Below are 16,233 nucleotides of genomic sequence, written 5' to 3' on the forward strand. Positions count from 1 at the left end.
CGAGCACCGACGCGATCGCCGAGCGGCTAGTTCCAGGCGCCAGGCACCTGGTAGGGGACCTTGCCTTCGAGTTGCTTCTGGTCGAGTACCTCGCTCTTCAGGGGCAGTGCGACGGTGACCTGCCGCCCCCAGGCGGAGTAGCGGGTGTCCGCCTCGACGCGGAGCACGGATCCCTTCCAGTGGTGCAGGATGCCCTTGGCCGTAACGCGTTCCACCAGTCCAGCCGTGCTCAGACGAAGGGTGTAGGAGATGGTGCTGACGGGCTTGCTCCAGGAATAGCCGCGAAAGCGCGAGGCGAAGGGACCGGATACCTTGACCAGTTTGTCGGCCTTGATCGTGCCCTTCACCACCCCGCCCCGCCAGGACGTGCGGTGCGCGAGCAGCGCCTCGAGCGTGGTGGGCTCCAGGACCTCCAGCAACGGATTGCTGGCAGGCAGATCGGTGGGGGAGTAGCGAATCCAGTTCGTGCCCTTCGGCAGTACGTCGGCGAAGCGGGGGCTTGAGACGTAGTCGTCGTAGCCTGACGAGATCACTCTCAGGGGCGTCTCTTCCATGGCGGCGTCCTCCGCCATGCCGAGTTTCTTCAGTCCGGCCTGAGCGGTCTTGCTGTACTGCAGGTGCTGGGACGTATCGGAGGCGATCTCGCCTTGCGGCCCGAACCCCACCATGCCATCCAGATTCAAGGTGTAGTACACGCCGCGACCGTGATCCACCTTTGTCTTGGACACGACGTTCACGCCCTTGCCGCGGATCAACGCCGCTCGGAGCGCCGTTACCGGGTTGGCCTCGGGGGCTGCCTGCGCAGGGGTGGCGACGAGCTGTGCCAGACCCGCGATCAGGATTGCCCCCACGACGGTCCGCTTCATCACGATTCCCTGGAAATAGGTCGGAGGGACGCAACAATCTTGTGCATAAGAGATCAACTGTCAAGCCAAACCGCGATCATGGACGAACGGAACGCGGCTCGCTTCCAACCTCTCCACGGCGGCCTTCAAACGCCTGCCGGCCTCGCTATCGGCGCTGTGTCGGACGATCTCTGGCTGGGAGCGCTTCGAGCCGATGAAGGGTGTCGTCGGCTTCGGTGACGGCAAAGTGGTGGCGACCGGCCTCTGGGACCACCAACTGGGGGAGGCAGGTGTTCGCCTTGTTTGCATCGGCGAACGCCTTTCTGCGCGGGATGAACACGCCGACTGGGAAATCGATTGGCGGCTGTGGATCGGCAAGGACGGCCTCGTACGCCGGGCCTGATCCAAGTGGCGTGAGCCGCTACCAGATGAGGTGAAGCACTGCGGCGCGGGTCAGGAATGGATGGGTCTCGGGCCTGATGCCGCCCCCGTATGACGCCCTTATGGCTGCTTTATGACGGCTGTTGAGGAGGCTGATCTCCACAACGCGCGATCAAACGCAGGAGGGTGATGCAAATGACGGGGGAAATCCGCAAACCGCTGGCTGTATTCGTGCTGGCCGCGCTCACCAGCGTCGGCCTGGCCGGGGCAGCTCAGCCCGCCAACGCCGACGTCTCGTATTCGAGGGGGCCGCGTCCAGACATGCAGCTCCCGTTCCCGTGTGAGCAGAAGTGGCGCTTGAACACTTGGGGCCATGCCCCGGCGCTGGACATGGTGCGGGAACCGCAGAGACTGACGAAGGGGTCGAAACTCCTGGCACCTGCCGCCGGGACGGTAATCATGTCGCGGAAGTACGAATACGCCGGCAACGTCATCAAGATAAATCACGGTGGTGGCTGGTACACCGTCTACCTCCACCTGGATTCTCGCAGCGTCCAGGTCGGCGCTCGGGTCACACAGGGCAGTGTTCTGGGATTCGTGGGGAACACGGGGAAGAAGAAAAACGGCGAAAAATACACCGCTCATCTTCACTTCGAGACCTGGTACGACAAGAACGGCGACGGGCGGACCGGCTGGGGAGGGCCGGGGAAGGAACGGGTCCCCTCCGTGTTCAACGGCGTACCTTATCCAGGGCCGGAATACTTCAACGTCGTCAGCCGCAACTGCGGTTACGGGGAGATGGGCCCGCGCTGATCCGTTCAGCGGCCGACCCCAGGGCCGTTCTTGAAGGCCGATCGACCGAGGCGACGCGCCGGGACGGTGCCCGAGGATGTCGCGGCAGGCGATCAGACCCAACTGGCGCGAGTCCTGTGAGCGGGACATGTTGTCCTCGGCCACCGCGACTTGCCCGGCCGGCACATGTGACACGTCCGGCAGGGCCGGGACGAGCCAGATCCGGCAGCGGGTCGTCGGCGATCGCGACGACCCGCTTGATCCGGTGCGGCACCTGCTCGTCCGCCACCCAGAAAACGATCACGTCGCCACGCCGAGAGCCACGCCGAGAGCCACGCCAAGAGCCACGGCGCAGCCGCCGCGCCAACAGGCGCTGGTCGTCCCGCAGGGTGGGCGACAGGCTGTCGCCCCGCACGGTCACCCTGATCCACCCGATCATCGCACCCTCTCATCCTGGTATCCGCCGGCCTGGAGGTGGAACAACCGGGCGTACTCTCCGCCCGCGTCCATCAGCTCGTCGTGACTGCCCTGCTCGGCGATCCGGCCGCCGACCAGCGTGACGATCAGTTCCGCGCCGCGCGGCGCGGACTTCCGGTGGGAGATCAGCAGCCGGGTACGGCCCTCCGCGTGCCGGCGCAGGGTGGTGTGCACGCGGTGCTCACCCTCGGCGTCCAGCCCCGAGGTCGGCTCGTCGAGCACGATCAACTCGGCGTCGGTACGCATCAGGCAGCGGGCCAGGGCCACCCGCCACCCCGATCCGGGCGCGCAGCGCCGCGAGGTTCAGCTCGCGGAGGTCCACGCCGCTCCAGGTGATCGTGCCGCGCTGCGGGTCGTAGAATCCGCGCCACATCCGGCCGGGGCAGATCGCGATGATCGAGATCATGGAGAATCCGGTCACGCCCACGGTGGAGCGTCCCGGGGTGGCCTGGGCGTTCAGCGGACGGCTGACGACCGGGCCGGTCGCGCCGTGCGAGGTCGTGGCGGACCCGTCGGCGGGTGAGATCGGCGACGCCACACCGCCGCCCGGCAGCTAGTTCAGCAGCCGCGGGGCGGGTGAGCGGGAAGGCCAGGGTGATGTCGTGAGCTTGCGTTCGAGCGCGCTCGAACGCATAGCGTCCCCGCCATGACGACACAGACCTGGATCATCACCGGCGCGTCCCGCGGGTTCGGACGCGCGCTGGCGCAGGCGGCGCTCGCGGCGGGCGACCGCGTGGTGGCTGCGGTACGCCGGCCCGAGAGCGTCGCCGATCTGGAGGCGGCCTACCCGGACGACTGCCTGATCGCGACGTTCGATGCCAGGGACGTCGCCGCGGCCCCGGATCTCGTACGTGACACCCTCGACCGCTTCGGTCAGCTCGACGTGCTGGTCAACAACGCGGGCCGGGCCGTGGTCGGAGCGGTCGAGGAGGTCGGCGACGCGCAGTTGCGCGACCTGATGGAGCTGCACCTGTTCGGCCCCGCCGCGCTCGTCAGGGCGGCGCTGCCCGCGATGCGTGCGCGGGGCATCGGGACGATCGTGCAGATGAGCAGTCAGGGCGGGCGGACGTCGTTCCCCGGCGTGTCGGCGTACTCCGCGTCGAAGTTCGCCCTCGAAGGCTGGTCCGAGGCCCTGGCCGGGGAGGTCGCGCCGTTCGGGATCCGGGTGCTGCTCGTCGAGCCCAGCCGGTTCAGGACGGGCTTCAACGGGGGCGACGTGCTCGAGTTCGTCGAGCCGTCCGCGACCTACCGCGACCTGCTTGCCGGCGTCCGTGCGGACATGGCCGGGACCGACGGCCGCCAGGAAGGCGACCCGGCGCGGGCAGCCGAGATCATCGTCTCGCTCGCACACGGCGACGAGGTGCCGCTGCGGCTGCCGCTCGGGCGCGAGGCGGTCGAGCGCATCTCGCGTGCCTACCGGCGCGGCCTGGACGAGGTCGAGCGGTGGGCCGAGACTGCCCGCGGTGCCGACTTCGAGGGGGTCTCCGCATCGGTACGGCCCGTCTAGGCTCGGGGTCATGGCCACCGACGAGCTGATGACCAGGGCGCTCGACGCGCTCGGGGACGACGGTCCGCTGTCGGCGGAGGCGATCCACCGCCTCGCCGACCTGGCCGATCTGCCCGAGACGATGACGATCGCCGACGTCGCCGCCCTCCTCGGCATCTCGGCCCACACGCTGCGCTACTACGAGCGGGCCGGGCTGGTCGAGGTGGCCCGCGACGGTCAGGGTCATCGCGTGTACGACGCCGAGACGGTTCGGCGCCTGGTGTTCCTCACCCGGATGCGGCTGTCAGGCATGCCGATGCGCGATCTGCAGCACTACATCTCGCTCGTCGACGCCGGCGGGCACACGGTGCCGGAGCGGCTCGACGTGCTGGTCGAACATCGCGACACCATCCGGCGCCGGATCCGTGAGCTGACGCTTTCCCTCACGGCGGTCGAATACAAGATCGCCACGTACGGGGGCTCGACCGGGCCGGACGTCCAGGACCTCGGCACCACCGACCGTACTGCGCTGCCGGACGAGCCGGTGCGACGGGCCCTTCCGGCGGAGTGAAGGACACCCGGCCTGCGGGAAACGATCTTCACGGCCTGTCCACGTGATGGTTGCGTCTGAAACGTGCCAGTGTCTGCTACTTCATCCCTGCTTGGCTGGGTGCCCGTACGTCACGCGCACCTGCCCGAACGGGAATCATGTCCACCACCACGCTCGCCCGCCCCCGCCCGCCCCTCGTCGGCCGGCTCGCGGTCGCCTCGCTCATGCTGGGCATTTTCGCCATCGTCACCAGCGAGATCCTGCCCATCGGCCTGCTGCCCGCCATCGGCGCCGACTTCGGCATCTCCGACGGCACCACGGGGCTGACCATGACCCTGCCCGGCATCGTCGCCGCGGTCGCCGCGCCCACCGTCACTCTGACCACCGCGCGCCTGGACCGCCGCGTGATGCTGTGCGTCCTCATGGCGGTGCTCGCCGTGGCCGATGTGCTGGCCGCGGTGGCGACCTCTTATGGGGTCATGCTGATCTCCAGGGTGCTCGTCGGCCTGACCATCGGCGGCTTCTGGTCGATCGGGGCCGGGCTGGCCGGCCGTCTGGTGCCGCCGCACGCCGTCGGCACCGCCACCGCTGTGATCTTCTCCGCCGTGCCGCTGGGCTCCGTGCTCGGCGTGCCGACCGGCACCTTCATCGGCGAACTCGCCGGCTGGCGAACCGCCTTCCTGGTGCTGGCCGTGCTGGCCCTGCTCGTCCTGGCCGCCCTGCTCGTGCTGCTGCCGCCGCTGCCCGCCCACCAGGTCACCAGCCCTCGCGTGCTGCTCGGCCTGCTGCGTACGCGAGGCGCCGCCATCGCCCTGCCGGCCACCTTCCTCGTCGTGCTGGCCCACTTCGGCACCTACACCTACGTCACGCCCTTCCTCCAGGACGTCACCGGTCTGCGGCCAGCGGCCGTCGGCGCCGTTCTGCTGGCGTACGGGATCGCCGGGGTCGCCGGCAACTTCCTGGCCGGCAAGGCCACCGCCACCCGCCTACGAGCCGCCTTCGCGACCTGCGGCTGCCTGGTCGCGGCCACCACGCTGCTGCTGCCCTCGGCCGGCGGCACAGTCGTCGGAGCCGTGGTGCTGCTCGTGGTCTGGGGTCTGGCCTACGGGGGTGTGCCCGTGTGCTCGCAGGCATCGTTCATCACCGCCGCCCCTCACGCGCCCGAAGCCGCCACCGTCGTCTTCACCTCCTCCTTCCAGGCGACCTTCGCGCTCGGCGCTTTCCTCGGCGGACGCGTCGTCGACGCCTTCTCGGTCTCCACCGTCATGATCTGCGGCGGCCTGACCGCTCTGCTCATGGCGGTATCGCTGTGGGTGCTCGGCACATCCCGCTGAGCGGACGCCGTCGACGTTTAACCGGTGGAGCGGTGCGATCCGGCTCTGGCACGATGATCGCCGGGAGGTGGCCGGGGTGGAGGTCGGCAGCACGCCCAAGCGGGTGCACATCATGGGCATGGCCGGTGCCGGCAAGACGACGCTCGCCGAGCGGGTCGGTGCCCGGCTGGGGGTCGAGCACATCGACCTCGACTCCCTGCCGCTGCCCTTCCTCGACGGTGACCCCGACGTCGCCGCCGCCTGGCGGGCCGCCGCTGCCGAGATCGCGGCCGGGCCGGCCTGGGTCACGGCGAGCGCGCTCTGCGGCTGGACCGATCCCCTCCTGGAAGCGGCCGATGTCATCGTGTGGCTGGACGCTCCGCCGCCGATCGCCGTCTGGCGCATCGTACGCCGCCACGCCGTACGTTCCGCGCACGGCACCAACCCGCACAAGGGCCTGTGGCTGCTGGCCCGGTTCCTGCGGGACGTCATGCGCTATCCCGGCGGGCCGATCGCGACCGACGAGCAGCTCGACGCCGGTCGCGGCAACTCCGGCGCCACGACCCGCGACCGGCTCACGCCGTACCCGGACAAGGTCGTGCGCTGCCGCGGCAACCGCGACCTCGACCGTCTCCTGTCAGCCCTCGGCTCCTAGTCGTCCTCGTCCTCGTTGTCCCAGTCCTCGTCGTCCCACTGGTCGGCGGGTGGCAGCGGGTTGTCGTCGTCGATGAGCGCGTCGTCCACCGAGCGCCGCCAGGCGCGGCTCACGGCCGGATCGGCCCATCGGGCCTCGGTGATCCTCGGGACGGGAACGGTGAACCGCTGGTGGCCGGCCATCCAGGAGTTGCAGAAGAACCGGCATCGCCCCGGGCACGTACGAGCTGCGCCGCCAGCGCGAGCAGGGCGACCAGGCCCGCTTCGTCGCCGACTGAGGCGATCACTCATCGATCCAGGGGAAGCCGTCGGGGTCGGCCGCGGATCGGGCCTGCACCACCGCGTCGTCATGTCCACGCACGTCCTTGAGGAACGGGAATTCCTCGGGGGTCACCCGGATCTTCGCCACCGGTTCGGCCGGCGCCAGTTTGGCCACCTGGCGCTGGCGAGCCCCTCGGATCGGCGGCTGATGCTCGAACCCGTCGGCGGACAGGAGGTAAATCGTTCCTTCCTGCCATGGGTGGAGGTCGAGCACGGGCCGGCTGATGGAGAAGTAGTAATAGGTCTCGCCGACGATGTCGCTGCAAGAATTGACCATCGACAGCGGGTGATCGCGGTTGAGAATCGCGTAGAACATCGGCCAGATGCCGTCCGAGGCGGCATAGACGGCGGTGCGATCACCGAAGGCGTCGCTGTCGTAGGACCGGCGGGGCTCGAAACGCTCGATCGAGGGATCGTTCGACCCGTGCAGCACGTATTCGGCCTGCTCGGCCACGTAACAAAGAAACTGCCACTTCGGCACGGCCAAGGTATAGGGAATCGGCTGGTCGGGTCCTTGGGCGACCGCATCAGCGAGTAAGGAGGCGAAGTCGGCCAGGGTCTCGTCGTCCAGGCTGCAGGACGGCCGGGGCAGCCAATGGGCAGGAAGATCCACGACCTCAACCTACCGACCGCGCCGCCTGGGCGCGGATCGGCTGCCAGGTGGTCATCCGAGGGGCGATCGGCCATGGCCGTCCACGAGGCGCTTGCTTTCGGATCAGAGGATCAAGCCATGTGGCACAGTGAGCGAGATGGAAGTGCGAGATCGGGCTGAGCCGATCTGGACCTGCTGGAATCACTGGATCGCGGTTCCGACCGGTGACCAGGCCGGCGTCATGGAGATTCTTGGCTTGTCGTCGTCGAGGCCGCTCACCTTCGCTGAGGCCCAGGAGGTGATCGACGCCGATGGCCATGCCGGACCGGGCCATCCCGACCGTCTGTCGCGGGTTTTCGTCACTCCTGAGGTGGACGGCTGGATCCTGGTGATCGGCGCCTGGTGTGATCCTCGCGGTGAACGTCGCGAGGAGGTGCTCAGATCGTGCCGGACGCTCAGCGCCCGTTATGGAGGGGCGCAGGCCTACTACTTCGGTGCGCAAGGAGACGGCTCGGCCTGGCTGGTGGCCGAACATGGGCGCGTTGTTCGCCGGTACGCGGCGACCGGCGAGCCGGATGACGAATCACTCGCTCATGGCCACCCGCTGCGTTATGAACAGAAACGCCTTCTCGAATTGGGGTTGCCGGTCGACGGAGACCTGCGGACGGCGAGCGCCGAACAACTCGACGAGTGGACGGTGGCGGCTTTTGACCTGGCCCCGGAAATCGCCGCAGCTTGTGGTGTCAGTCCATTCACTCTGACTCGCGACATGAGGGTGCGGGGCACCGGCGTGCTCGCGATGACGCCTTGATGGCATAGGCCGCCCGGCGGGACGGGCTCGTGGGTGTGGCGCCATTTTTTGATGATCGACTAGGGTGGGGCGTTCGCTTTTCTTGCCCTCCGAACCCCCCAGGAAGCGCCTCGTGTTACGTCGCCATCGTTCGGCCCTGCCTGCCCTGATTCTCGTCGGCCTGTACGGCGCCGCGCTGACGGTCACCGTCGTCGTCGCCCTTGTCTCTGGACAACTCGGCCCGTTGTGGTGGCTGACGTTGTACACGCCCGTGGCCGAAGGCGCGGTGGTGTCCCCGCTGAGCGTGCTCGTCCTGGTTCTGGCCGGGCTGTCCTGGGCGTGGGCGATCTGGCAGGTCGTACGCGGGCCGTTGGCGGGGTCGCCGCCGCAGCAGGACCGGGACGTGATGCGGCTGCGGGTGGCGCTCTACGTCGCGGTGGTTACGACATCGCTGCTTCACCTCGCCGGGTCGTTCGCCTGGGAAGTCGTGACGGTGGTCTACTCCGTGGCGATGTGGGTGGTGGTGCTGCGGTTCATGCCGGTGCTGGGCGGCGAGCAGCAGTTCACGCGGGGCGCGGGGGTGCTGGGGTATGGCGGTTTCGCCGTCATCGGCGTGTTCGACCTCGTCGGCTGGTCCGGCCTGGGCGCGGCGGAGTCGGTCTGTGCCTTGGCCGGCCTGGCCTGGACGGCGCTGGTCCTGCGGGACCAATGGGGCGACGACCGCTGGGGGAGGGCGACCTTCGGGTACGGTCTCGCTTCCGTGGTGGCGCCGATCCCGCTGACGGTGGCCGCGATGCCGTTCTCGCAGGAGACAGGCGTCGCCGACGCTGTCGGTGTGGTCTCGAGTGTGCTGCTCCTGGTCTGGCTGGCGCGCTCCGCCCACGATCTGGCTGTCCCGCGCCGTCAACCGCCCGCCGAGCAGGCTGAGGTCGTTTCCGGGGAACAAGCGACGTGACGCCGCCTCGGGGGCCTCAGGCGGGTACGCGCTCCTGGCCGGTGTCGCCGGGGCAAGGACGGCTGCCGGCGGCCGTGCGGTCGGCCGTCTCGATGTAGTGGGCGAGGGCGTCCCGGGATTGGGCGAGCCGGCTCATCTGCTCGTCCAGCCGCCGCAGCCGTGAGCGCATCGCGGTCAGCAGCTCGGGGCATCCGAGCAGGTCCGGGGCCTCTCCGGTCGCGCAGGGCAGCAGGTACGCGATGTCCTCGGAGGACAGACCGGCCCCGAGCAGGTGCCGGATCTGCTTCACCCGCAACACCGCGCCCTCGTCGTACTCGCGATAACCGTTCGCACCCCGCTCCGCGTCCAGCAGGCCCTGGGCCTCGTAATAGCGCAACTGATGGGCGTTCACGCCCGTCCGGCGGCTCAGCTCCCCGATCAGCATCGAACCCTCGCTTGACCTTCACACCGGTATCAACGTTGACGATGCTGCCATGAACAGCAGAACCGATACACCCGTGACAGTCATCGGACTCGGACTGATGGGCCGCGCGCTCGCGAGCGCGTTCCTGCGGGCCGGGCATCCCACGACCGTGTGGAACCGTACGCCGGCCAAGGCCGGCCCGTTGCTGGCCGAGGGCGCGCGACCGGCGGCGACGGTGGGCGAGGCGCTCAGGGCGAGCCCCCTGACGATCATCTGCGTCACCGACTACCAGGCCGTGTACGAACTGTTCGGCGCGACTGACATCGAGCTGGACGGCAGGACGTTGATCAACCTGACCTCGGGCGACTCGGCGCAGGCCAGGGACGCCGCCCGATGGGCCGAGCGGCGCGGCGCCCGTTACCTGGACGGCGCTGTCATGGCCGTCCCGCCGGCGATCGGGACCGCCGAGGCGGTGATCCTGCACAGCGGGCCGCAATCGGACTTCGAGGCGCACAAACCGACGCTGGACGCGCTCGGCACCGTCACCTACCTGGGCGCGGACCATGGGCTGGCATCCCTGTACGACGTGGCCGGCCTCGCCATGATGTGGAGCGTGCTGAACGGCTGGCTCCAGGGCACGGCCCTGCTCGGGACGGCCGGGGTCGACGCCGTGACGTTCGCGCCGTTCGCGCGGCAGCTCGCCGTCGTCGTGGCCGAATGGCTGCCCGGGTACGCCGAGCAGGTCGACAAGGGCTCCTTCCCGGCCGAGGTGTCGGCGCTTGAGACCGACGTACGAGCGATGGACCACCTGATCGAGGAGAGCGAGGCGGTGGGGGTCAACGCCGAGCTGCCGAAGTTGTTCAAGGCGATGGCCGGCCGCTCGATGGCCTCCGGGCACGGTGGGGAGCAGTATCCCGTGCTGATCGAGGAATTCCGTACGCCGCGCGACTGACCGGGCATGTGCGGAGTCTCACCGTGCGGTGCGGAACTTCGGGATGGTGCGGTCCGTCCATGTGGTATGAGGGATGAGGCGAAGAAGGACCGGTTCCGGCGGCTGCCGGAGCGGCCGGACCCGGCCGAGTGGCGGGCCGGGGTGGATGAGGAGCCGTTGCCGCAGGCCATCGCCGAGCCGATGGAGGTGGGCGACACCGGGCTGCGCTGGGTGGCGCCCGAGATGGAGGCGGCGCGGCAGCTCAGCGACGCGATCGTCCGGCGCCGCGAAGCCCGGAAGTAAGCCGCGAAGCTCGTAAGTAAGAAGCCCAAAGCAAGCGGCTCGTAGCTGGTGAAGCCCTCAGCCTTGCCGGCGCCGGCAGGTCAGGGCCGTGGTCTCGTGTCGCATGCGCACGTGACCGCCCAGCGACTCGATCGTCTCGCGCACCACCCCGAGCAGCCCCGCGAGCCGGTCGGGTCCGAGCCGGAGGTGGTCGCTCGACGTCGCGACGAGCCCGGTCCACTGGTCGGCGGTCAGGACACGTTCCTGGCGGTAGACCTTCTCCTCGATCGGGGTGAACGCGTCGCGGCCCGACGCCAGTATGCGTTCGGATCGTCCGGGGGTTCCGGGCGGTGCCGGTCGTACTGCTCGGCCACCGAGCCGAAGGAGGTGGCGCGTGCGCGGTCCAGATGGAGATCGTCCATGATCCGACTTTACAAAGGCCCCTCCGTGTCAGTTTGACAGGGCTTGAACCTCAAGCGGCTTGAGATCCGATAGTGACGGTATGGACGACAACGAGCTGTACTCGATCGGGGATGTGGCGCGCCGCACCGGGCTGAACGTCAGCGCCATCCGGTACTACTCCGACCTCGACATCGTCGCGCCCACCCGCGTCACCGACGCCGGCCACCGCCTGTACGACGTCCGCGCCATCGCGCGGCTGGAGCTCATCCGCACCCTCAGGGAGCTGGACGCCGGCCTGGACGGCATCCGCCGGCTGCTCGACGGTGAGACGTCGCTGCACGATCTCCTCACAGCGCACCTGGAGATCGTCGAACGCCAGGAACGCGGCCTGCGGGCCCGGCGGGCCGTGCTGCGGACCCTGGTCAAGCAGGGCGGCACCGCCGATCAGGCGGCCCTGATGCGCAAGCTCGTCTCGATGCCCGACGAGGAGCGCGAGCGGCTGATCGACGACTTCTGGAACGACGTCGGCGAGGGACTCGACGTGCCCGCCGGCTTCGTGGACCGGCTGCGGACGATGCGGCCGTGCCTGCCGGAGGACCCGACGCTCACCCAGCTCGAAGCCTGGATCGAGCTGGCCGACCTGGTCCAGGGCGCGGAGTTCAGGAACAAGGTCCGCTCCTACCTCCAGGACACCTACTCCACCTCCCCGGGACGGGACCTGGCCGCCACCCCTGTACAGGACTTCATCTACGAGACGGGGACGGCGATCATGGAGGAGATCATGGCGGAGGTCCGTTCCGGGCTGCCGCCGGAGTCGCCACGGGCGCGGGACCTGGTCGTCCGCATGGCGACCGCGGCCGCCGAGGCCGTCGGCACGCGGTCCACGCCCGAGTCGCGCGAACGCATGGCCGCCGGGTTCCTCATGGCCGAGCGGTTCGAACGGGAGCGGCCCGAGGAGTCGCCCCGGTACGACTCCACCCATGGCCGGTACGTGTCCCTGGTGGCCGTGATCAACGACACCCCGCCCCACACGGGCGATGAGTTCGCCTCGCTCGCGACGTGGCTGGCGGCGGCCCTTCACGCTTCCGCCCAGCCGGGCCCGGCTCGATAGAGTCCGGCAGATGCTGCTCCTGGTCCGCCATGCCATGCCCGCCTACGGTCCGGCCGTGCCGCCGCACGAATGGACGCTCAGCGCCGAGGGGTGGCAGGCGGCCCGCCGGCTGATCGCGCGGCTGCCCGCAGACGCCCGGCTCGTCTCCAGCGGCGAGGTGAAGGCCTGGCAGACCCTGGGCGGCGACGGCGCGGTCACCCGTGATCGGCGGTTCGACGAGGTCACCCGCGTGGAGCCGTGGGAGGGCGACTATCGCGAGCTGCGGCGCGCGTACGTGGACGGCGCGGACCACCCGGGCTGGGAGCCGCGCGCCGAGGTCGCCGAGCGCTTTGACGCCGGCATCACCGAGCAGCTCGCCCTCGCCGGCGGGCGCCCGCTCGTGGTGGCGACGCACGGCATGGCGATGACCGTCTGGATGACCGCGCGGCTGGGTCTGGACGGCTCCGGTGACTTCTGGGCGGACCTCCGCTTTCCCGACGCGCATCGTGTCGATCTGGTGGCGGGCGCCGTCGAGCGCGTCAGCGGGGGATAGGCGTCAGGCGATCTCGACGTAGTCCAACTCGGCGGCGTACGGGCCCTCGTCGTGCTGGAAGCGCAGTGTGTTCCAGCCCTGGTCGAGCTGCACCTTGGCCGTCGCGTTCCCCCAGGTGTCCCAGGTGCGGTCCCGATAGTGCACGATGCGCTTGGCCGCGCCGTTCACCGTCAGGTACTGGCGCGCGTCGCCGTCGCCGGCGCGATAACGCACGTCCACCGTGTACGTGCCGGCTTTGGGGACCTGCACCTTGATGTCGACCCAGCTGTCCGGATAGTTCAGGTGGCCCATCGAGGCGTTGCCCGAGGCGCCCTCGATGTTGAACAGGGGCATGGCGTTGAAGTGGGCGCCGTCCTCGGCCTCGTAGCGGACCGGCGCGTTTCGTACGACGGCCAGGGTAGTCAGGACGATCAGGGCCACCACGGCCGCCGGCACGGTCGCGACCAGCAGGATCGTACGGCGGCGCGGGCCAGGCGTCATCGTGCCGGGCTCCGGTGTCTCCGCGCCGGTGGATGCGACGTCGCCGGCGGATGCGATGTCGCCGGCGGATGCGATGTCGCCGGCGGCCGGCCGGCCGCGTAGTTGCACGCGCAGCCCCAGCATCGAGACGACCAGCCCCACCGCGCCCGTGAACATGCCGATCACGCTGGCCCGCTGGTTCAGCCCTTCCAGCACGTCGCCCGGCAGCCGGAGCGGATCGACGAGGAACCAGGTGAGCAGCGAGACCACCAGCACCACGATCGCGGCGACCCGCACGACCCGCCACACCAGCGAACCGGGTGCCCGCTCCCGCCTTTCCGCCGCCTTCGCCATAGTTCCAGAGTGGCCTCTCGATCACTCCGGCGAGCGCGGGTAGGCAGATTATTACCGTTCGTGGAGAACGGCGGCGGCCGGGGTCATTCCTCGGCCGGCTCCGCCCAGGCCCGCTCGATCTCCGGCACCAGTTCGTGGCCGGCGTCGGTGACCACGACGCGCATCTGACGGCGATCGGCGGGGACCGTCCCGGTGCCGATGATCTACCCTGCTGTCATGCAGCACCTCTGTGACTGACCCAGCAGCAGCTCCGCGAACCCGCGGGGCACGCCACTTCTCCCCGGTCGCCACCCGGGTTCCGACACCACTGCTGGAGTCATCGAGTGCTGCCTTCCTGCCGCCCATCCTCCGTGTCCCTGCGCCACAACGCCGATTTCCTGCGGCTCTTCTGCGCCTGCGCGTTCAGCCTGACCGGCGACTGGTTCGCCTTCGTCGCCCTGAGCGGCTTCGTCTACCATCACACCGGCTCGGCGGGGTGGACGGCGCTGCTGTTCGCGATCAACTCCCTGCCAGGGGTGCTGCTGTTTCCGCTGATCGGCCCGATGACCGACCGCTTCGAACGGCGTCGTCTGCGTGTCGCGTGCGACCTGGGCGCGGTGGTCCCGGTCGTCGGCCTGCTGGTCGCCTTCCACGCCGGTTCTGTGGCGGTGGCCCTGGGGTGCCTGGCCATGCTGTCCGTGCTCGCCGCGGTGTCCGGCCCCATCCCCGAGGCCGCGCTGCCGAACCTGGTCGCCGGCCGGGACCTGCCCCTCGCCCAGACGCTGATCGGCAGCCTGTACTCGGCCGGCCTGCTGGTGGGAGCCGGGCTCGGGGGCGTGGTCACCGCGGCCTGGGGGACCTCGGCCACCCTGCTCGTCGACGCCGCCTCGTTCGTCGTCTCCGCGCTGCTCGTGGCCCGGATCGAGCGGCCGCTCTCCAGCGCCGTGGCGACGGGCCGGCCGCGGGTACGGGCCGACGCCGCCGAGCTCTGGCGGTTCCTGCGTACCACTCCGGTGGCGTCGGCCCTGCTCTGGCTGACCGCCGGGCTGCGGCTCAGCTACGGGATGGTCGGGCTCCTGCCCCTCTTCGCCCTCGACCGCTTCCACGCCGGCGACGCCGGAACCGGCGCCCTGTACCTCGCCCAGGGGCTCGGCGCGGTGCTCGGCCCCTTCGCGGGCCGGCTGCTCGCGGGCCACTCGCACCGCAGGCGGCTGTACGTGGCCGGGGCGGCCCTGGCCGTCTTCGGCCTCGGCTATCTGCTCCTCGCCCACAGCACCGGCCTCGGCCAGGGGATGGCCGCGGCCGTGCTGGGCCACGTCGGGGTGGGCGCGTGCGCGATCCTCGCACTCAACGGCCTGCAACTGACGACGCCCGATCACCTGCGCGGGCGCGTCATGGTGCTCGTCTTCAGCCTGTCGGCCGGGCTTCAGGGCGTGTCGACGCTCGCGGTCGCCCCCATGGCCGCGACCGTCGGGACCGCCGGCACGACGCTGCTCCTCGGAGCCTTCGCCGTCGCGTACGCGATCGGCTGGTCGGTCGTCGTGTCGATGACCGGCCCGCCGAGGGGCGCGGCGGCCGGCTGACGGGCCTTCCTACGCGCCGACGGGCCTCCCCACGGGCAGGGCGGGCCTTCCTACGGGCAGGCGCGCGAGAGCACCTGCCAGGGTGAGCAGTTGTCGGCCGAGGACGAGCAGCACAGCCGCCTGCTCCAGCCTGCCGCGCGGCACTGGTACTGGTACCCGCACACGGCCGCCGCCTTCACCTCGGGAAGTACCAGCGCCAATGCCCGGTCGATGAGCGTTCTCACGTTCTGCCTCCTTGTGATCCCTGCACGTTTCCGCGATTGTCGGAACGGGCGCTGGCGGGCTGTTAGCGCGGCGATAGCGCGGCCCGAAGGGGCGGAGGTCAGGCGGCCCGGCGGCTCATGATCAGATCGGCGGGAACGCGTACGGACGCGCACAGGGTCTGGCCGTGCTCGTCGAACAGCTTGTCGCGGGAGTCGTAAAGGCCCAGGTCGGCGCGGACGTGACCGGAGAGGTCGCAGGCGGAGCAGGTCGCGCCGTCCCAGTCCACGGCGGTGCGCGCGACCGCGTCGAACAGCGTCTCCCCGGCCGTGTTCGTGAACCGGCCCCCTGCCCGCAGGACGGAAAGGTCGCCGTACAGCTCGGAGACGGGCACCCACCGGTCGTCGAGGAGGAACTCCGGCCAGGCGAGGATCACCTGCCGGGGGATCAGCGCGCGCAGCCGGGGGAAGCGGGAATGCCAGAAACGGCCGTCGAGCAGCAGCCCTCTGACCCGCGTGGGGATCCCGTGGCCACGGGCCAGGCCCTCCAGCAGGGCCAGTCTCTGGCTGCAGGACCCCTGGCCCAGCCGCAGGGTGGTGGAGATGCGACGCCGCTCGTTCATCGCGTAGACCGGGCGGACGCGGGCGGCGACGAGCCGGTGGGCCGCGATCAGGAACGCCCGCCCGTCGAGGTCCCGGGCTTCGTCCAGCAGCTCCAGCACGCGGGGATGCCGCCAGTCGAGGATGGGGGTGGCCGCTGTACCGCCCGCGGCCGTGCGGCGGCTTCCCGGTTTCACCCGGCGATCATAACGGGATGGACCCCTGCGGGGGCAGGCGCCCA

General features: G+C 70.0%; 22 protein-coding genes and 2 pseudogenes. 14 read left to right on the forward strand and 10 right to left on the reverse strand.

What is annotated here, in order from left to right; all coding sequences use genetic code 11:
* Positions 1–26: 26 nt before the first annotated feature.
* A complete protein-coding gene (locus AB0C28_RS47385) occupies positions 27–866 on the reverse strand; it encodes a hypothetical protein (RefSeq protein ID WP_358082737.1) in 840 nt (279 codons plus the stop codon).
* 193 nt (positions 867–1,059) lie between these two features.
* On the opposite strand from AB0C28_RS47385, the gene AB0C28_RS47390 reads away from it, so the two are divergent.
* Together AB0C28_RS47390 and AB0C28_RS47395 are read left to right on the forward strand one after the other, a co-directional pair.
* Entirely contained in the window at positions 1,060–1,248 is a 189-nt protein-coding gene (locus AB0C28_RS47390; RefSeq protein ID WP_358082740.1) for a hypothetical protein, read from the forward strand.
* 173 nt (positions 1,249–1,421) lie between these two features.
* Entirely contained in the window at positions 1,422–2,039 is a 618-nt protein-coding gene (locus AB0C28_RS47395; RefSeq protein WP_358082743.1) for a M23 family metallopeptidase, read from the forward strand.
* Between the two features lie 78 nt (positions 2,040–2,117).
* Here AB0C28_RS47395 and AB0C28_RS47400 read toward each other — a convergent pair.
* The 3 genes and pseudogenes from AB0C28_RS47400 to AB0C28_RS47410 all read right to left on the reverse strand — a co-directional run.
* A pseudogene (locus AB0C28_RS47400) lies at positions 2,118–2,213 on the reverse strand (S26 family signal peptidase); the annotation flags it as partial.
* Positions 2,214–2,265: 52 nt separating this feature from the next.
* Positions 2,266–2,457, reverse strand: a pseudogene (locus tag AB0C28_RS47405) (S26 family signal peptidase); the annotation flags it as partial.
* Positions 2,454–2,762, reverse strand: a complete 309-nt coding sequence (locus tag AB0C28_RS47410; protein ID WP_358082746.1) for a hypothetical protein — start codon at positions 2,760–2,762, stop codon at positions 2,454–2,456. The pseudogene AB0C28_RS47405 and the gene AB0C28_RS47410, both read right to left, overlap by 4 nt.
* Positions 2,763–2,899: 137 nt before the next feature.
* Here AB0C28_RS47410 and AB0C28_RS47415 point away from each other — a divergent pair, with 137 nt between their 5' ends.
* From AB0C28_RS47415 to AB0C28_RS47435, 5 genes are all read left to right on the forward strand, one after another.
* The gene (locus AB0C28_RS47415) at positions 2,900–3,052 is read left to right on the forward strand and encodes a hypothetical protein (RefSeq protein WP_358082749.1); all 153 of its coding nucleotides are present in this window, start codon (positions 2,900–2,902) and stop codon (positions 3,050–3,052) included.
* Positions 3,053–3,141: 89 nt separating this feature from the next.
* Positions 3,142–4,002, forward strand: coding sequence for an SDR family NAD(P)-dependent oxidoreductase (locus tag AB0C28_RS47420; RefSeq protein ID WP_358082752.1), 861 nt, complete (start codon positions 3,142–3,144; stop codon positions 4,000–4,002).
* A 10-nt stretch (positions 4,003–4,012) separates the two neighbouring features.
* On the forward strand, positions 4,013–4,552 hold the full coding sequence (locus AB0C28_RS47425) for a MerR family transcriptional regulator (protein WP_358082755.1): 540 nt from the start codon (positions 4,013–4,015) through the stop codon (positions 4,550–4,552).
* Positions 4,553–4,689: 137 nt separating this feature from the next.
* Complete coding sequence (locus AB0C28_RS47430; protein WP_358082759.1) at positions 4,690–5,865, forward strand: MFS transporter; 1,176 nt, start codon at positions 4,690–4,692, stop codon at positions 5,863–5,865.
* A 76-nt stretch (positions 5,866–5,941) separates the two neighbouring features.
* Positions 5,942–6,499 carry a hypothetical protein gene (locus tag AB0C28_RS47435; RefSeq protein WP_357855386.1) on the forward strand — a complete coding sequence of 186 codons (558 nt, stop codon included), beginning with the start codon at positions 5,942–5,944 and terminating at the stop codon, positions 6,497–6,499.
* Here AB0C28_RS47435 and AB0C28_RS47440 read toward each other — a convergent pair.
* Complete coding sequence (locus AB0C28_RS47440) at positions 6,496–6,681, reverse strand: hypothetical protein (RefSeq protein ID WP_358082762.1); 186 nt, start codon at positions 6,679–6,681, stop codon at positions 6,496–6,498. The genes AB0C28_RS47435 and AB0C28_RS47440 overlap by 4 nt on opposite strands.
* 100 nt (positions 6,682–6,781) lie before the next feature.
* Positions 6,782–7,432, reverse strand: coding sequence for a hypothetical protein (locus AB0C28_RS47445; RefSeq protein ID WP_358082765.1), 651 nt, complete (start codon positions 7,430–7,432; stop codon positions 6,782–6,784).
* Positions 7,433–7,568: 136 nt separating this feature from the next.
* Here AB0C28_RS47445 and AB0C28_RS47450 point away from each other — a divergent pair, with 136 nt between their 5' ends.
* Positions 7,569–8,222, forward strand: coding sequence for a hypothetical protein (locus AB0C28_RS47450; RefSeq protein WP_358082768.1), 654 nt, complete (start codon positions 7,569–7,571; stop codon positions 8,220–8,222).
* Between the two features lie 112 nt (positions 8,223–8,334).
* Entirely contained in the window at positions 8,335–9,156 is an 822-nt protein-coding gene (locus AB0C28_RS47455) for a hypothetical protein (protein WP_357855374.1), read from the forward strand.
* 16 nt (positions 9,157–9,172) lie between these two features.
* Here AB0C28_RS47455 and AB0C28_RS47460 read toward each other — a convergent pair whose 3' ends face one another.
* Positions 9,173–9,580, reverse strand: coding sequence for a MerR family transcriptional regulator (locus AB0C28_RS47460; protein ID WP_358082771.1), 408 nt, complete (start codon positions 9,578–9,580; stop codon positions 9,173–9,175).
* Between the two features lie 73 nt (positions 9,581–9,653).
* Here AB0C28_RS47460 and AB0C28_RS47465 point away from each other — a divergent pair, with 73 nt between their 5' ends.
* The 4 genes from AB0C28_RS47465 (at position 9,654) to AB0C28_RS47480 (ending at position 12,817) form a co-directional block, all read left to right on the forward strand.
* On the forward strand, positions 9,654–10,511 hold the full coding sequence (locus AB0C28_RS47465) for an NAD(P)-binding domain-containing protein (protein ID WP_358082774.1): 858 nt from the start codon (positions 9,654–9,656) through the stop codon (positions 10,509–10,511).
* A gap of 66 nt (positions 10,512–10,577) precedes the next feature.
* On the forward strand, positions 10,578–10,793 hold the full coding sequence (locus AB0C28_RS47470) for a hypothetical protein (protein ID WP_357855365.1): 216 nt from the start codon (positions 10,578–10,580) through the stop codon (positions 10,791–10,793).
* A 481-nt stretch (positions 10,794–11,274) separates the two neighbouring features.
* Positions 11,275–12,285 (forward strand): MerR family transcriptional regulator, encoded by a 1,011-nt coding sequence (locus tag AB0C28_RS47475; protein WP_357855362.1) that lies wholly within the window; start codon positions 11,275–11,277, stop codon positions 12,283–12,285.
* A 10-nt stretch (positions 12,286–12,295) separates the two neighbouring features.
* A complete protein-coding gene (locus AB0C28_RS47480) occupies positions 12,296–12,817 on the forward strand; it encodes a histidine phosphatase family protein (protein WP_358082777.1) in 522 nt (173 codons plus the stop codon).
* Positions 12,818–12,820: 3 nt separating this feature from the next.
* On the opposite strand, the gene AB0C28_RS47485 is transcribed toward AB0C28_RS47480, so the two are convergent.
* Entirely contained in the window at positions 12,821–13,630 is an 810-nt protein-coding gene (locus AB0C28_RS47485) for a CBM35 domain-containing protein (protein WP_358082779.1), read from the reverse strand.
* Between the two features lie 350 nt (positions 13,631–13,980).
* On the opposite strand from AB0C28_RS47485, the gene AB0C28_RS47490 reads away from it, so the two are divergent.
* On the forward strand, positions 13,981–15,192 hold the full coding sequence (locus AB0C28_RS47490) for an MFS transporter (protein WP_358082782.1): 1,212 nt from the start codon (positions 13,981–13,983) through the stop codon (positions 15,190–15,192).
* Positions 15,193–15,242: 50 nt separating this feature from the next.
* Here the strand turns inward: AB0C28_RS47490 and AB0C28_RS47495 are convergent, their stop codons facing one another.
* Both AB0C28_RS47495 and AB0C28_RS47500 read right to left on the reverse strand, forming a co-directional pair.
* A complete protein-coding gene (locus AB0C28_RS47495; protein ID WP_357855350.1) occupies positions 15,243–15,416 on the reverse strand; it encodes a hypothetical protein in 174 nt (57 codons plus the stop codon).
* A gap of 98 nt (positions 15,417–15,514) precedes the next feature.
* Positions 15,515–16,189 carry a transglutaminase domain-containing protein gene (locus tag AB0C28_RS47500; protein ID WP_358082785.1) on the reverse strand — a complete coding sequence of 225 codons (675 nt, stop codon included), beginning with the start codon at positions 16,187–16,189 and terminating at the stop codon, positions 15,515–15,517.
* Positions 16,190–16,233: the final 44 nt, after the last annotated feature.

Source organism: Nonomuraea sp. NPDC048892 (assembly GCF_040649735.1).
GTDB classification, from domain to species: domain Bacteria; phylum Actinomycetota; class Actinomycetes; order Streptosporangiales; family Streptosporangiaceae; genus Nonomuraea; species Nonomuraea maheshkhaliensis.

Bases quoted from the DNA above. Each gene is read 5' to 3' on its own strand.
- AB0C28_RS47395 (WP_358082743.1), top strand. From the start codon at position 1,422: ATGACGGGGGAAATCCGCAAACCGCTGGCTGTATTCGTGCTGGCCGCG.
- AB0C28_RS47385 (WP_358082737.1), bottom strand. From the start codon at position 866: ATGAAGCGGACCGTCGTGGGGGCAATCCTGATCGCGGGTCTGGCACAG.
- AB0C28_RS47415 (WP_358082749.1), top strand. From the start codon at position 2,900: ATGGAGAATCCGGTCACGCCCACGGTGGAGCGTCCCGGGGTGGCCTGG.
- AB0C28_RS47440 (WP_358082762.1), bottom strand. From the start codon at position 6,681: ATGGCCGGCCACCAGCGGTTCACCGTTCCCGTCCCGAGGATCACCGAG.
- AB0C28_RS47460 (WP_358082771.1), bottom strand. From the start codon at position 9,580: ATGCTGATCGGGGAGCTGAGCCGCCGGACGGGCGTGAACGCCCATCAG.
- AB0C28_RS47450 (WP_358082768.1), top strand. From the start codon at position 7,569: ATGGAAGTGCGAGATCGGGCTGAGCCGATCTGGACCTGCTGGAATCAC.
- AB0C28_RS47470 (WP_357855365.1), top strand. From the start codon at position 10,578: ATGAGGGATGAGGCGAAGAAGGACCGGTTCCGGCGGCTGCCGGAGCGG.
- AB0C28_RS47420 (WP_358082752.1), top strand. From the start codon at position 3,142: ATGACGACACAGACCTGGATCATCACCGGCGCGTCCCGCGGGTTCGGA.
- AB0C28_RS47480 (WP_358082777.1), top strand. From the start codon at position 12,296: ATGCTGCTCCTGGTCCGCCATGCCATGCCCGCCTACGGTCCGGCCGTG.
- AB0C28_RS47390 (WP_358082740.1), top strand. From the start codon at position 1,060: ATGAAGGGTGTCGTCGGCTTCGGTGACGGCAAAGTGGTGGCGACCGGC.
- AB0C28_RS47485 (WP_358082779.1), bottom strand. From the start codon at position 13,630: ATGGCGAAGGCGGCGGAAAGGCGGGAGCGGGCACCCGGTTCGCTGGTG.
- AB0C28_RS47430 (WP_358082759.1), top strand. From the start codon at position 4,690: ATGTCCACCACCACGCTCGCCCGCCCCCGCCCGCCCCTCGTCGGCCGG.
- AB0C28_RS47425 (WP_358082755.1), top strand. From the start codon at position 4,013: ATGGCCACCGACGAGCTGATGACCAGGGCGCTCGACGCGCTCGGGGAC.
- AB0C28_RS47475 (WP_357855362.1), top strand. From the start codon at position 11,275: ATGGACGACAACGAGCTGTACTCGATCGGGGATGTGGCGCGCCGCACC.